Raw genomic sequence first — 14,963 nt, forward strand, 5'->3', positions numbered from 1 at the left:
AACGTTGAACATAATACGGTAAAAATGCCCGAAACGCCGCAAAATGCGAAAAACCGTCATCTTGCAGCTCGGATGGCGCGCGGAACCCCTCGTCCGCGCGCCATCGCGCTTCACGCGCGCTTGGGGCCCAGCGTGCGCACGTCGCCGTCGCGGCGCGTGACGCCCTGGGCGTCGAAGTGCTCCAGCAGGGGTATGGCGTACTTGCGCGTCGTGCCCATGGCGTCGCGCAGCTCGGCCGCCGTGGCGCCCTCCCGCGTTCGCAGCAGCTGCACGGCGGCCTGCTCGAGCGCCTCGTAGGCGGCCGCGTCGAACGCGAAGTCGCCGCTCACGCGCCGGATGCGCCCGGCCCGCTCGAGCGCGCCGAGCGCGCGGTGGGCCGCCGAGGAGTCGACGCCCGTCTGCGCGACGAGCTCCGGGACGCTCGGCGGTGCGGAACCGGCTGCGGCCAGCGCCTCGGCCAGCGCCTCGGCGGCTTGCTCCTCCATCTTGCGGGCGCCCCCGCCGGCCCGGGGGTGGCCGATCAGGCCGCCGTCGACCACCACGCGCTGGTCGGCGCGGGCGCGCTCGACCAGCGCGTCGACGCACGCGTCCGAGAGCGCGCCGGGCAGGCGGGCGGCGAGCGCCTTCTTCGACACGCCCGTGGCCGCCGGCTGCTCGGCATGGAAGCGAACGAGCGCGTTCTCCAGCGCGGCGTCGAGCTTCTGCAGCACGGCGCGCTCGGCGAAGTGGCCGCCGGCTCCCGCGCCCAGGCGCTCGAGCCCGCCCGCGGCGCACCGCTCCTCGAGCCGCCGGACGGCGGAGGCGGCGGGAATGCCGGCCGCGCGCGCGAGCTCTTCGGCCGTGACGGGCCGCCCGGCCAGCGCGAGGGCCGCGTCGCAGGCCGCGTCCTCGTCGCCAGCGCGCAGCGCGTCGAGCAGCGCCTCCTCACCGGGCTTCAGGTTCGTGCGCCGGCGCGGGTGCGCGTGCAGCACCTGGCCGCCGCCCATCACGCGCACGGGTGTCATGAAGCGCACGACGAAGCGGTCGCCCCCGCAGACGGGCAGCGGCTCGTCCAGCCTGATCTGGGCGTAGGCGCTCTCGCGCGGCGCGAGCTCCTGGCGGCCGTCCATGAACAGCACGCGCCCCGCCACCTCGGCGGTGCCGTGGGCCACGCGCACGCGCGTGCCGGTGGCGAGCGCTCCGGGCACGCCTTCGGCGCCCAGGTACGTGAGGCGCGCGTCGAAGCGGTCCGTGGGCTCGACCGCGCCGGGCGTGGCCACCCATGTGCCGGGGCGCACGTCGTCGGTTCCCACGGCGCCCAGGTTGAGGGCCACGCGGTTGCCCGCGTCGGCGCGCTCGACCGCGTGGCCGTGGATCTGCGCGGATCGCACGCGCGCCCGCGTTCCCTCGGGCAGTATCTCCAGCTCGTCGCCGGCCGACACGGAACCGCTCCACAGCGTGCCCGTGACCACGGTTCCGGACCCCTTGATGGTGAACGCGCGGTCCACGGGCAGGCGGGCCGCCGACCCCTCTTTCGCGCGTGCGAGTCCTTGGGCGGCCTGGGCGAGCTCGGCCCGCAGGTCGTCCAGGCCCGCGCCCGTGCGCGCCGAGACGGCGACGACGGGCGCGTCGGCGTAGGGGGTGCCGGCCAGGCGCTCGCGCACCTCGTCGGCCATGAACGCCGCCCAGTCGCCGTCCGCCAAGTCGGTCTTGGTGAGCGCCACCACGCAGCGGTCGATGCCCAGAAGCTCCAGCACCGCCAGGTGCTCCACGGTCTGCGGCATGACGCCGTCGTCGGCCGCGATGCACAGAAGCGCGAGGTCGATGCCCGTGGAACCGGCTATCATCTGGCGCACGAACCGCTCGTGGCCCGGCACGTCCACCACGCCCATGGAGGATCCGTCCGGCAAGTCGAGCTGCGCGAAGCCCAATTCGATGGTGATGCCGCGGCGCTTCTCCTCCTCCAGGCGGTCGGGGTCGGTGCCGGTAAGCGCCTGCACGAGCGACGACTTGCCGTGGTCGATGTGCCCCGCCGTGCCCAGCACGACGTGGCGCTCGGGCGCGCCCGCGGCCCCCGTCACGCCGCCACCTCGGCGAAGTACTCGGCGAGCCCCGCCGCGATCTCGGCCATCTCGTCCTCGCCGAGCACGGTGCGCGCGTCCAGCAGCAGGGCGTCCTTCTTCAGGCGTCCCACCACGGGCACGGCGCGCTCGCTCACCAGATGCCGCTCGCAGCCCAGCGCGTCGCCGCGCAGGAACGTCACGCGCACGCAGAACGTGGGGATGTCGCACATGGGCAGCGCCCCGCCGCCGGCGCGGGCCACCTCGTCCACCACGTCGAGCTCCGCGCATCCGGTCGGCAGCGCGGCTTCCACCGCGCCGAGCAGCGCGTCGGCGCGCACGCGCACGTCCTCGGCCGGTTCGGCCAGCATGCGCAGCGTGGGTATCTCGGCCAGCGCGCGCTCGGGTTCCAGGTACAGGCGCAGCGTGGCCTCGAGGGCCGCGAGCGTCATCTTGTCCAGGCGCAGCGCGCGGGCGAGCGGGTTGTTCTTCAGGCGGTCGATGTGGCGCTTCGCCCCCACGACGATGCCGGCCTGCGGGCCGCCCAGCAGCTTGTCGCCGGAGAACGACACCAGGTCGCAACCCGCGCGCAGCGACTCGGCCACGGCCGGCTCGGCGTAGGCGCCGAACGCGTCCAGGCGCACGAGCGCGCCCGACCCCTGGTCCTCGTACACGAGCACGTCGGGGGCCTCGGACGCCGCGCCCGCCGCCTCGCGCCGGGCGTTCTCGGCGTCGGCCAGCGCGCGCAGCTCGCGCACGCCCACGCTCTCCGTGAAGCCGATGAGCCGGTAGTTGGACGGGTGCACCTTCAGCAGCATGGCCGTGTCGGGCCCCAAGGCGCGCTCGTAGTCGGCCTCGTGCGTCTTGTTGGTCGTGCCCACCTCCACCATGGCGGCCCTCGAGAGCGCCATGATGTCGGGGATGCGGAACGAGCCGCCTATCTCCACCAGCTCGCCGCGCGACACCACGGCCTCGTGCCCGCTTGCGAACTCGGAGAGCACCATCATGACGGCCGCGGCGTTGTTGTTCACGGCGATGGCGGCCTCGGCGCCGGTGAGCGCGCATATCAGGTGCTCGCAGTGGGCGTGGCGGCTGCCGCGCGCCATGCGGTCCGTGTCGTACTCCAACGTGGAGTAGCCGCCCGCCACGCCGAGCGCCGCCTCCACGGCGGAGGGGGCGAGCGGGCTGCGCCCGAGGTTCGTGTGCACGATGACGCCGCTCGCGTTCACCACGCGCCGCAGCGACGGGCGCGTGAGCGCGAGCGCGCGCACGGCGGCGTCCTCGGCCACGCGCTCTGCCGACACGTCGCAGCGCTCGCCGTCCAGGATACGCCGGCGCAGCGCATCCACCGCGTCCCGCACCGCCTCCACCACGAAGGGGCGGGGGAGGTCGGCCAGAAGCGCCTCGATGCGCGGCGCGCGCAGCACCTCCTCCACTTGCGGGAGGGAGCGGAGCAGTTCTCGGGACGCTTCGGTGGGCATGGGCGGGGCCTTTCTCATGGTCGTCGATTGCGAGCCATTATACCAAGCCGCGATAGACCGGATGCCGGAAAGACGCTACTATGGCGCTATGAGAATCCTCAACGTCACCGCGCAGAAACCCGACAGCACCGGCAGCGGCGTGTACCTGGCCGAAACGGTGCGCTGCCAGGTGGCCGCCGGGCACGAGGCCGCCGTCGTGTGCGGCGTCGGACCGCACGACGAGCCGGCCCTGCCGCCGGGCGTGCTCGTGCGCCCCGTGCGCTTCGAGACGGCCGAGCTGCCCTTCCCGGTGGTCGGCATGTCCGACGAGATGCCGTACCGCTCCACGCGCTACCGCGACCTGACGCCGGACATGGCGGCGCGCTTCAACGCGGCGTTCTCGGCGGCATTGGCCGAGGTGGACGCCGCCTTCCGGCCCGACGCGGTCGTCTGCCACCACCTGTACCTGCTGGCCGCCGTCGCGCGAGAGCGCCTGCCGCATCGGGCCATGGGCGCTGTGTCGCATTCCACCGACCTGCGCCAGATGGCTTCGCACGACCTCGCGCGCGAGCGCATCGTGGCGGGCGTGCGCGGCCTGGACGCCGTGTTCGCGCTGCACGGCGAGCAGAAGCACCAAATCGAGCGCGCCTACGGCGCCGACCCGGCGCGCATCCACGTGATCGGCACGGGCTACAACAAAGACGTGTTCTCGCGAGGGCCCGAAGCGCGCCCGACCGCTTCGGCGGAGACGCGCCCGCGCCCGGCCGAGCTCGTGTACGCGGGCAAGATCGCGGACAAGAAGGGCGTGGCGAGCCTGCTCGCGGCCATCGACCGGATGGACGCGGGGCCGGCGGGGCTGCGTCTGCGCCTGGCAGGCGGCGCGGGCGCGGCGGACGAGTACGAGCGCATCCGCGCGCGGGCCCGCGCGTGCCGGCACCCGGTGGAGTTTTTGGGCAAGCTCCCGCAAGGCGAGCTGGCCCGCGCCTACCGCCGCGCAGACGTGTTCGTGCTGCCGTCGTTCTTCGAGGGCCTGCCGCTCGTGGTGGTGGAGGCGCTGGCCTGCGGCTGCAAGGTGGTCGCGACCGACCTGCCGGGCATCCGCCCGTGGCTCGCCGAGAGCGTCCCCGCCGCGCCCGTCGTCTACGTGGAGCCGCCGCGCATGCTCGGCGTCGACGAGCCGGACCCGGCGGCGCTGCCCGCGTTCGAGCGCCGGCTCGCCCGCGCCGTCGAGGAGGCGCTGGCGCTGCCGCCGCGCCCGTGCGACACGAGCGGCCTGTCATGGGAGCACGTGGCCGACGCGATGGCGGACGTCATGGCCCAGGCGGCCGAAGCGCGCTATAATCTGCGTTAACGGCCCCACGATCCCGGTGCGCGCTTCTGCCTCCGTGCGCACCTCCCGTTTCTGCGCAAAGGGACGTTCGGCCCCATCACCGTGCTTCAAGGGAAGCCGGCGAGCGCGTCTCTGCCCCGCGCCCGCCCGTTCTGCACCGCCGTTCCGGGCGGCGCTTCCGCATGCCTGCGAGCGGCTTTGCAACGAAAGACGAGAAGACGAGACGCAGACCCCTGCGAGGAGGACGCTATGACCGACTACCGCCAGATGTGGACCGACCTGGACATGGACCTGGACACGCACGACCAGCTGTGCGCCGTGCTGCCCGACGCGTTCGGCGACACGTACCTGAGCCAGGACAACCGCCCCGAGAACATGGCCTTCTACGACTTCGTCGTGTCCGAGATACACGGCGTGCGCCCTGCCGAGCTCATCGAGCTGCAGAAGCAGGGCGACAAGGTGTTCGGAACGTTCTGCGTGTTCGTGCCCGACGAGGTGGTCATCGCCTGCGGCGGCGCCGTCACGGGGCTCTGCGGCGGCTCGCAGTTCTGGGTGCCCGCGGGCGAGAAGGTGCTGCCGAGCGACACGTGCCCGCTGGTGAAGGCGTCGCTGGGCGCTCACTTCGGCAAGACCTGCCCTTACTTCAGCGTGGCCGACATGTACGTGGGCGAGACGACGTGCGACGCCAAGAAGAAGGCCTACGAGATACTCGGCGCCGACAAGCGCACCTACGTCATGGACATGCCCCAGATGAAGCGGCAGAAGGACGTCGACAAGTGGACGGACGAGATCGCGGACTTCGCGGCCGAGGTGGAAGACGTCACGGGACGCGCGCTCACGGCCGAGAACCTGGGTGCGGCCATCAAGCTGGTCAACGAGAAGCGCCGCGCCCTCGCGCGGGTGTTCGAGGTGCGCAAGGCGAGGAACTGCATTCCCATCAGCGGCAAGGACGCCCTGCTCATGGTGCAGATCGCGTTCTTCGACGACCCGGCCCGCTGCGCCGAGATGGCGAACAAGCTGGCCGACGAGCTGGAGCAGCGCGTCGCCGACGGCGTGAGCGTGTTCCCGGCGGGCACGAAGCGCATCCTGGTGACGGGCACGCCGCTGGCCATCCCGAACTGGAAGCTGCACCACATCGTCGAGACGAGCGGAGCGGCCGTGGTGTGCGAGGAGATGTGCACGGGCACGCGCTACTTCGAGAACCTGGTGGACGAGCGCGCCGACACGCTGGAGGATCAGTTCAAAGCCCTGAGCGAACGCTACATGAAGAATAACTGCGCCTGCTTCACGCCCAACCCCGGCCGCGTGGACGACGTCGTGCGCATGGCGAAGGAGTACCACGTGGACGGCGTGATCGATGCGAACCTGAAGTTCTGCACGCTCTACAACGTGGAGAAGCCGAGCCTGGCCGCGGCGCTCGAGGCCGAGGGCATTCCGGTGCTGGCGCTGGAGACGGACTACGCCGACAACGACGCCGAGCAGCTGCGCACGCGCGTGGGCGCGTTCGTGGAAATGCTGGGGGAATAGGCCCGTGGAACCCGCCGGAGAAGGCCGCGAGCGCGGCGAGGGGGCCGAGCCCAGCGCGCATGCGGGCCCGCTCGGTCCGGGCGGCCGCGGAGGCGGGCGGGCGGAGGCGCCTGCGGAAGGGGCGCCGGAGGGGCCCGTGGACTGCTACGTGCTGTTCCGCGGCCACACCGACGGGCTCGCGCTGTTCGCCGCGTTGAAGGACGCCGGCGTGGACTCGCGCATCGCGCCCACGCCGCGCGCTGCGCGAGCCACCTGCGGCATGAGCCTGCTCGTGTCGTGCGACGACGAGGCGCGCATCCGCGACGTCGCACGGGAATGCGGCGCCCACGTGGAGGGCGTGGCGCGCCTCGCGCGCCAGATACGTCCCGACCGGGACCGTTACTGCTAAGAAGCGCGGCAAGGGTCCGGCAACGCGAAAGCCGGGCCCTTGTCCTCGCAAGGAAAGGGAGAACCATGCATTACGTGGGCATCGACGTGGGGTCAACCGCCACGAAGGTCGCCGTGCTGGACGCCGACGGCGCGCTTGCGCGCACGTTCCTGTGCCCCACGGGCTTCAGCAGCGTGGACGCCGCCCGGCGCGTGCGCGCGCTGCTGGACGACGCGGGCATCGACGTGCGCGACGGCTCCTGCGTGGCCACCGGATACGGGCGCGTGGCCGTGCCGTACGCCGACAAGGTGGTGACCGAGATCACCTGCCACGGCCGCGGCGCCGCGCGCCTGTTCGGACGCGACGGCACGGTGGTGGACGTGGGCGGCCAGGACACGAAGGTCATCGTGCTGAAGGGCGGCGCGGTGAAGAAGTTCGTGATGAACGACAAGTGCTCGGCCGGCACGGGGCGCTTCTTGGAGATCATGGCCGACCGCCTGGCGGTCGACCAAGACGAGCTCGCCCGCCTCGCGCGGGCCGGCAGCCCCACCGCCATCTCGAACATGTGCACCGTGTTCGCCGAGTCCGAGGTCATATCGCTCGTGGGCAAGGGGGAGCCGCGCGAGAACATAGCCAACGGCGTCGTCGAGTCCGTGGTGGCGCGCGTGGCGACGCTCGCCGCGCAGATGCCGGGCGAGGCGTACTTCCTCACCGGAGGGCTGTGCGACAACGGCTACGTGGTGGAGCGTCTGGCCGCGCACCTGGGAAAGCCGGTGGGCACCTGCCCCGAGGCCCGCTTCGCCGGCGCCCTGGGCGCGGCGCTCAGTGCGATGCCGTGACGCGGCAGGTGTCGCTTCGCTGTCGGTTCCGCGCCGCGCGGGAACGATCGCGGACGCGGCGCGGGGAGATGCTATGATGCGGAGAGTAAACGGAAAGGCTCGCACATGATCTACTTCGACAACGCGGCCACCACCCGGCGCAAGCCGCCCGAGGTGGCCCAGGCCGTGGCCGCGGCCATCGGCTCGTTCGGCGGCGTGGGGCGCGGCGTGCACGAGGCGTCGCTCGACGCCGGCATGGCCGTGTACGACGCGCGCGACAAGGTGGCGCGGCTTTTGGGCGCGCCCTCGGCGGCGCGCGTGTCGTTCGCGGCGAACGCCACGATGGCGCTCAACATCGCGCTCGCGGGGCTGCTGCCCGCGGGAGGGCGCGCCGTGACGACGGCCGCTTCGCACAACTCCGTGCTGCGGCCGCTGTACAAGGCCCGCGACGAGCGGGGCTGCACGGTGGACGTCGCGCCCGTCGGGCCGGATGGGGCGCTCGACTTCGCGGCCTACGAACGGCTGCTGGAGGGCGGGGCCGACGTGGTGGCGGCCACGCACGCGTCGAACCTCACGGGCGACGTGTACGACGTGGCGCGCATGGCGCGGCTCGCCCACGAGGCGGGGGCGCTCTTCGTGCTCGACGCCGCCCAGACGGCGGGCGCGCTGCCGCTGGATCAGGGGAAGCTCGGCGCCGACGTCGTGTGCTTCACCGGGCACAAGGGACTGTACGGCCCGCAGGGCACGGGCGGCCTTTGCGTGGCGGAGGGCGTGGACGTGCCGCCGCTTCTGGAGGGCGGCTCCGGCACGCACAGCTTCGACGAGCGGCACCCGCGCTTCATGCCCGAGGCGCTGGAGGCCGGCACGCTCAACGCGCACGGCTTGGCGGGCCTGGCGGCCGGGGTGGCCTACCTGGAGCGCGAAGGCGTGGACAACGTGGCCGCGCGCCTGCGCGCGCTCACGGAGCGCTTCGAGGCCGGCGCGCTCGCCGTTCCGGGCGTGCGCGTGCTGGGCGGCCACGGCGGCGTCGACCGCTGCGGCATCGTGGCCGTGGACGTGGCGGGGGCCGACTCGGCGCTCGTGGCCGACCGGCTGTCCAACGAGTTCGGCATCTGCACGCGCGCGGGAGCCCATTGCGCCCCGCTCATGCACCGCGCGCTCGGCACGGAGGAGCGGGGCGCAGTGCGCTTCAGCTTCTCCAGCTTCACCACCGAGGACGAGATTGACGAGGGCCTGGAAGCGCTGGCGGCCGTCGCGAGCGGCTGCCCCTATGTGGCAAACAACTGACGATGATTCAATCGCACGACGAAAGGAACCGATCATGAAGGTCATCGACGCATTCGGCATGCAGTGCCCCAAGCCGCTCGTGCTGGCGAAGAAGGAGATCGACGCGGGCTGCCGCGAGCTGTCCGTGCAGGTGGACAACGAGACGGCCGTGAAGAACCTCACGCGCCTGGGCGGCAAGACGGGCTTGGCCGTGTCCGTGGACGACATCGAGGGCGGCTGGCTCGTCTCGTTCGCCGAAGGCGACGGCGAAGCCCCGGCACCGGCCCCCGCGCCGACGGGCACCGCCTGCGCGCCGGGCGCGGGTTGCGGTTACGCCGTGTTCGTGGGCAAGGACCACGTGGGGGAGGGCGACGGAGAGCTCGGCTACAACCTCATGAAGATGGCGCTGTACACCCTGTCCGAGTCCGACGACGTGCCCGCGTCGCTGCTGTTCATGAACTCCGGCGTGAAGCTCGTGGCCGGCGGCGAGCAGCAGGTGGCAGATCATGTGAGCGCGCTTGCCGAGAAGGGCACCGAGGTGCTCGTGTGCGGCACGTGCCTGGACTTCTACGGCTGCAAGGACCAGCTGGCCGTGGGCGAGGTGTCCAACATGTACGACATCCTTGGCCGCATGCAGGAGGCGGCCAAGGTCATCACGCTGTAGGAGGGCCGCCCCGTGCCCCGCTTCCTTCTGGCGTTCGAGTCCACCCACGCGGCCATGGCCGCCAACAAAGCGCTCGCCGCCGCGCGTCCCGCCGTTATCCCCACGCCGCGCGCCATCACCGCGAGCTGCGGCATGACGCTGCGCTTCGAGGCCGACGACGAGAGGGCGGCCGCCGCGCTCGCCGCCACCGTCGACGAGGCCCGCGGCCTGGCCGCCCTCTACGCCGACGAGGCGGGGGAGTACCGTCTGCTGGAGAGGTTGTAGCGATTTCCCCTCCGCGCGGCTATCCGGCGTGCGAAAGCCCGCCTGCAGATCTCGCGTCGGGTCTCAAAGCAAAAGAGACGCCGTTTTCTGAGCAGAATTGACGGTAGGGTACGCGAGATGGAAGGGGCTGGAGCGCATCGAAGCGCGTTTTCCCAGTTCGCGAAATCTAAGCATAGGGGAAGCGAGCGAAAAGGCAGCCGAAGACACCGTTCGGGAGGGTTTGGGCGTGCGGAATCCGTACCTACCGTCAATTCTGCTCAGGAATCGACCTTGCGGGTGCACTCGTGGCGATTCGCGGTCGAAAAACGCGACGAATCGCCACGCGTGCCAGGTGAGACCCGACGCGAAGGAGTCGGCCCAAGCGCACGGGAAAGGTAATCGCCGCGCGCCCTCCGCGGGCCTCGAGACGCCGGGAAGCCGGCGCTCGTCGCGCTGTTACCCCGCGAAGCGGATCGCGCCCGCCTCGCCGGCCTCCACGCGGCCGATGAGCGCGGGCGGCCGCCCGGTGCGGGCCTCGAAGGCGCGCTCGAAGGCGTCCATCGCCTCGGGCGGAACGGCGGCGAGCAGGCCGCCGGAGGTCTGCGGATCGCAGATCACGGCCAGGCGGTTGTCGTACTCCTCGTCGTCCAGCGCGCCCTGCGCCACGTAGCCCTCGGCTTGGTCCATGATGGTGAACAGGCGGTTCGGGCGGCAATAGGCGCTCGCGTGCTCCCACACGCCGTCGAACAGCGGCAGCGCCGCGAAGTCGAGCGCGGCGGCGCAGCCGCTCGCCTCCAAGAGCTCGTGCAGGTGCCCTGCCAGGCCGAAGCCCGTCACGTCGGTGGCGGCGTGCACGCCGGATTCCGCAAGCGCGGCGGCCCCTGCGGCGTTCAGCTCCATCATCGACTCCACTGCCGGGCGCAGGCCCGCGTCGTCCACCAAATCGCAGGCGCGCGCGGCCACCATGATGCCGGTTCCCAGGGGTTTCGTCAGGTACAGCGCGTCTCCCGGAAGCGCGCCGGCGTTGCGCACGATACGGTCGGGATGCACGGTGCCGAACACGGCAAGGCCGTACTTCGGCTCGGCGTCGTCGATGGTGTGCCCCCCGGCCACCACCGCGCCCGCCTCGCGCACGGCGTCCGCGCCGCCGCGCAGGATGGCGCCGGCCACGTCGGGTCCCAGCGTGCAGTCCAGCGCCAGCAGGTTCAGCGCCACGTGCGGAACGGCCCCCATGGCGAACACGTCGGAGAGCGCGTTGGCCGCCGCCACGCGCCCGAACTCGTACGGGTCGTCCACGATGGGCGTGAAGAAGTCCACGGTGAGCACGGCCGCCGCGTCGTCGGAAAGCTTCCACACGGCCGCGTCGTCGCACGTGCCGAAACCCAGCAGCAGCCGGTCGGCCCCCGGCACTCCCTCCCGACCGCCGCCTTCCGCGCCGGTCGCCGCCGCGAGCGACGCCAAGATGTCGTCGAGGTCTCCCGGACCCCACTTCGCCGCTCAACCGCCCTTCGACGTGAGCCTCGTCAGTTTGATGCGCTCGAGCTCGCCCACGGAGCCTCCCTTCCGTTCCGCCTTCGCCGCTTCGCCACGTCCGCGTCTTCGACGCGTGGGCTGCGGTCGGCTCCTCGTCCGCAGCCAGTATAGCAGGACGGCGCTTCGCCGCGAACGGGCGGTGCCGAGCCGGGGCCTCGCGGTTACCGTCGGTGCGAGAACCTGCGCCGCCGCGCCGGTGGCCGACCCGTTGGGCGCGCAGGCCGAAACCCGGCCGCCGCCCAGTGGCTTGCTCTCCTGACCGCTCGCCGCCTCACACTGTCTTTCACCTGCGAAAACATACCGCTCACGGCAAAGGAAACCCAATCGATAGCCTTTCGCCGAAAACCTTACGAAGAGCATGCTCCGCCCTGCGGAGCCTCCTTCAAGCTGCCATGGTACGCTTTTCGCACCGGACGGCGGAGGGCGCCGTGCCGGCGGCCCGCTGCGGGCCGGACCGCGTCGCGAAACGAGCCGTACCCTCCGGCCCTCGGTCGCCTCGCCTCTGCGCACGGTCCCCATGCAGGAACCCTATCAGACGAGTAGGAAGGAACTGAGGACCATGAACCTGTCACGCAGGGGCTTTTTCAAAGCCGCCGGCGCAGCGTTCGCAACGAGCATGGCATTCGAACTGTCCTCGCAGTCGGAGGCGCTGGCCGTTGAGCCGTCCGCCGACTGGAAGCTCGTGAACACGGAGGAGTACACGAACATCTGCTGCTATTGCTCGGGCGGATGCGGCGTGATCTGCTCCACGCGCGATGGCGAGCTCGTGAACATCGAAGGCGATCCCGACCATCCCATCAACGAGGGCGGTTTGTGCCCGAAGGGCGCCACCATGTTCCAGCTGCGCAACGTCGTCGACCCCGACACGCGCGAGATCATCAAGAACACCAACCGCAAGACCAAGCCGATGGTCCGCCGTCCCGGCGCCTCCGAGTGGGAGGACATCACCTGGGACGACGCCGTCGCCGAAATCGCGAACTGGGTCAAGAAAACGCGCGACGCCACGTTCGAGACGGTGGCCAACGGCATCACGGTGAACCGCTGCCACGGCATAGCCAGCCTGGGCGGCAGCCAGCAGAACTCCGAGGAAGAGTACCTCATCAACAAGATGATGCGCTCGCTGGGAGTCATCGCCATCGACAACCAGGCGCGTGTTTGACACAGCCCCACCGTTGCCGGTCTGGCAGCAACCTTCGGTCGCGGTTCGATGACGAACCACTATTGCGACATGCAGAACGCCGACGTCATCATGACCATCGGCTCCAACAACGTTGAGAACCACCCCGTTTCGTCGAAATGGGTTCAAAAAGCGCTCGACCGCGGCGCCACGTGGATCGTCGTGGACCCGCGCTACACCCGCTCCGCCGAGATGGCCGACATCTACTGCCCCATCCGCTCGGGCACCGACATCGCCTTCTACGGCGGCCTGTTCAACTACATCATCGAGCACGACCTGTGGCAGCACGAGTACGTGCTGAACTACACGAACGCGTCGTACCTGCTCGACGAGCAGTACTCGTTCGACGTGAACGAGGGCATCTTCTCGGGCTTCGACGAGGACACCGCCACTTACGACAACCACACCTGGCACTACCAGGTGGAGTCCACGAAGGAATGGGACACCTCCGAGGGCGGAGCCTACGCCTGGGCCGCGGCCGAGGGCGTGCCCGAGTTCACGCCGCCCGTCGTCGAGGTGCCGAAGCGCGACATGACGCTCACGGACCCGATGTGCGTGTTCCAGCAGATGAAGAAGCACTACTCCCGCTACGACCTGGACACCGTGTCCAGCGTGTGCGGCATGGACAAGGAGATCCTGGAGAAGGTGTACGCCACGTACGCCTCCACCGGCGCCCCCGACAAGTCCGGCACCATCCTGTACGCGCTCGGCCAGACGCAGCACACCTACGGCGCGCAGAACTGCCGCTCCATGGGCATCCTGCAGCTCTTGCTGGGCAACGTGGGCGTGGCCGGCGGCGGCGTGAACGCGCTGCGCGGCGAGCCCAACGTGCAGGGAGCCACCGACATGGGCATGCTCGTGGCGAACCAACCCGGCTACCTGAACTGGCCCACCGAGTACGGAACGCCGTCTCTGCGCGCGTGGTGCGAGAAGGAGACGTACTCCGACGGCTACTACACCAACAAGCCGAAGTTCGTCGTGTCCGCGCTCAAGGAATGGTTCGGCGACGCGGCCACGGTCGACAACGACTACGGCTACGACTGGTGGCCGAAGGTGCCGAAGAGCCCCGACTACTCCATCATCGGCTCGTTCGAGCTCATGAGCCAGGGCATCATCAAGGGCTACTTCAACTGGGGCATGAACCCCTGCCACTCGGCCCCGAACGCCAGCAACGTGCGCCGCGCCATGGCGAACCTCGACTGGCTCGTGGTGGCCGACTGGGTGGAGACGGAGTCGGCCTGCTTCTGGAAGGCCCCCGACATGAACCCGGCCGACGTCGACACCACGGTGTACTTCCTGCCGGCGGCGCTCATCTACGAGAAGCCCGGCATCATCGCGAACTCCGGCCGCTGGCTGCAGTGGCGCAACCAGGCCGTCGAGCCGTGGGACGAGGCCAAGCCCGATTACGAGATCTGCGACGTGCTGTGGACGGCCATCGTCGACCTCTACAAGAAGGAAGGCGGCGTGGCGCCCGAACCCATCGTGAACACGAAGTGGGACTACTACGTGGACGGCAAGATCGACCCGCGTCCCGTGAACTGGGCCCTCAACGGCTACGTGTACGATGGCACCGAGTGCGACACGACCTCGGCCGCCCCGAAGACCGAGCTGCTCTCCTCGTTCGCGAACCTGAAGGCCGACGGAACCACGGCCTGCGGCATGTGGATCTACACCGGCTTCTGGGCCAACAACGACGCGCCGCTCGATCCGGCCGAGCAGGCCGCCGGCGGCCGCAACACCGAGGATCCCTCGGGGCTGGGCCTTTACCCGAAGTTCTCGTTCGCCTGGCCGCTCAACCGCCGCATCATCTACAACCGCGCCTCCGCCGACATGGAGGGCAAGCCGTGGAACCCGGACCGCGCGCTCGTGGAATGGACGGGCGAGAAGTGGGTGCAGAACGACGTGGGCGACTTCGTGGCCGTGTCCAACGGAACCCCCGTGCCGCCGAACAACAAGGCGTTCATGATGCTCTGGGAGCAGCACGCGCGCCTGGAGAGCTACAGCATGGGCGACGGGCCCTTGCCCGAGCACTTCGAGCCCTTCGAGAGCCCGGCCGACAACCAGCTGAACGGCCGTCAGAACTCGCCGTGCGTGCGTTTCGCCGAGTTCGAGTCGGTCAAGCGCGGCGACCGCTCCGAGTTCCCCATCGCGGTGACCACCTACTCGGTCACCGAGCACTGGCAGACCGGTGGCCAGACCCGCACGTGCCCGGCCCTGGTCGAGGCCATGCCCGAGCAGTTCGTGGAGATGTCGCTGGAGCTTGCCGAGGAGCGCGGCATCAAGAACGGCGAGAAGGTCCGCGTGCGCAACAACCGCGGCTCGGTCGAGGTCATGGCCTTGGTCACGCCGCGCTTCAAGCCGTTCACGGTGGACGGCAAGACCGTGCACCAGGTGGGCATGACGCACCACTTCGGCTGGGCGGGCGAGTACGCCACGGGCGACATCGTCAACGACCTGCCGCCGAACGTGGGCGACCCGAACTGCTGGGTGCCCGAGTACAAGGCGTTCCTCGTCGACATCGAGAAGATCTAGGGAGGTG

The 14,963-nt window shown here is 70.6% G+C and carries 11 protein-coding genes; 8 read left to right on the forward strand and 3 right to left on the reverse strand.

All coding sequences use genetic code 11. The features are described 5' to 3' along the window. Nucleotides 1-110 precede the first annotated feature (110 nt). The gene (gene selB, locus C1878_RS08085) at nt 111-2,060 is read right to left on the reverse strand and encodes a selenocysteine-specific translation elongation factor (RefSeq protein WP_241963663.1); all 1,950 of its coding nucleotides are present in this window, start codon (nt 2,058-2,060) and stop codon (nt 111-113) included. Further along, on the reverse strand, nt 2,057-3,520 hold the full coding sequence (gene selA / locus C1878_RS08090; protein WP_114601104.1) for an L-seryl-tRNA(Sec) selenium transferase: 1,464 nt from the start codon (nt 3,518-3,520) through the stop codon (nt 2,057-2,059). The genes selB and selA overlap by 4 nt, the downstream gene beginning before the upstream one ends. 88 nt (nt 3,521-3,608) lie before the next feature. On the opposite strand from selA, the gene C1878_RS08095 reads away from it, so the two are divergent. The 7 genes from C1878_RS08095 to C1878_RS08125 all read left to right on the forward strand — a co-directional run bounded on the left by C1878_RS08095 (nt 3,609) and on the right by C1878_RS08125 (nt 9,735). Further along, a complete protein-coding gene (locus C1878_RS08095) occupies nt 3,609-4,850 on the forward strand; it encodes a glycosyltransferase family 4 protein (RefSeq protein ID WP_158539762.1) in 1,242 nt (413 codons plus the stop codon). 228 nt (nt 4,851-5,078) lie between these two features. After that, nucleotides 5,079-6,356, forward strand: a complete 1,278-nt coding sequence (locus C1878_RS08100) for a double-cubane-cluster-containing anaerobic reductase (RefSeq protein ID WP_114601106.1) — start codon at nt 5,079-5,081, stop codon at nt 6,354-6,356. Nucleotides 6,357-6,360: 4 nt separating this feature from the next. Further along, a complete protein-coding gene (locus tag C1878_RS08105) occupies nt 6,361-6,744 on the forward strand; it encodes a DUF3343 domain-containing protein (RefSeq protein ID WP_114601107.1) in 384 nt (127 codons plus the stop codon). A gap of 65 nt (nt 6,745-6,809) precedes the next feature. After that, nucleotides 6,810-7,562: an acyl-CoA dehydratase activase gene (locus C1878_RS08110; RefSeq protein ID WP_114601108.1), complete on the forward strand. Its 753-nt coding sequence runs from the start codon at nt 6,810-6,812 to the stop codon at nt 7,560-7,562. A 105-nt stretch (nt 7,563-7,667) separates the two neighbouring features. Beyond that, nucleotides 7,668-8,828, forward strand: coding sequence for an aminotransferase class V-fold PLP-dependent enzyme (locus C1878_RS08115; RefSeq protein ID WP_114601109.1), 1,161 nt, complete (start codon nt 7,668-7,670; stop codon nt 8,826-8,828). 34 nt (nt 8,829-8,862) lie between these two features. Continuing rightward, nucleotides 8,863-9,471, forward strand: a complete 609-nt coding sequence (gene yedF, locus C1878_RS08120) for a sulfurtransferase-like selenium metabolism protein YedF (protein ID WP_199519312.1) — start codon at nt 8,863-8,865, stop codon at nt 9,469-9,471. 12 nt (nt 9,472-9,483) lie between these two features. After that, nucleotides 9,484-9,735 (forward strand): putative Se/S carrier-like protein, encoded by a 252-nt coding sequence (locus C1878_RS08125; protein WP_114601110.1) that lies wholly within the window; start codon nt 9,484-9,486, stop codon nt 9,733-9,735. Nucleotides 9,736-10,170: 435 nt separating this feature from the next. Here C1878_RS08125 and selD read toward each other — a convergent pair whose 3' ends face one another. Then, a complete protein-coding gene (gene selD / locus C1878_RS08130; RefSeq protein ID WP_114601111.1) occupies nt 10,171-11,265 on the reverse strand; it encodes a selenide, water dikinase SelD in 1,095 nt (364 codons plus the stop codon). A 541-nt stretch (nt 11,266-11,806) separates the two neighbouring features. Here selD and C1878_RS08140 point away from each other — a divergent pair. Further along, complete coding sequence (locus C1878_RS08140; RefSeq protein ID WP_369833649.1) at nt 11,807-14,956, forward strand: molybdopterin-dependent oxidoreductase; 3,150 nt, start codon at nt 11,807-11,809, stop codon at nt 14,954-14,956. The last annotated feature ends 7 nt before the right edge of the window (nt 14,957-14,963 follow it).

Origin of the sequence: Gordonibacter sp. 28C (assembly GCF_003339845.1) — a bacterium.
Classification (GTDB): Bacteria; Actinomycetota; Coriobacteriia; order Coriobacteriales; family Eggerthellaceae; genus Gordonibacter.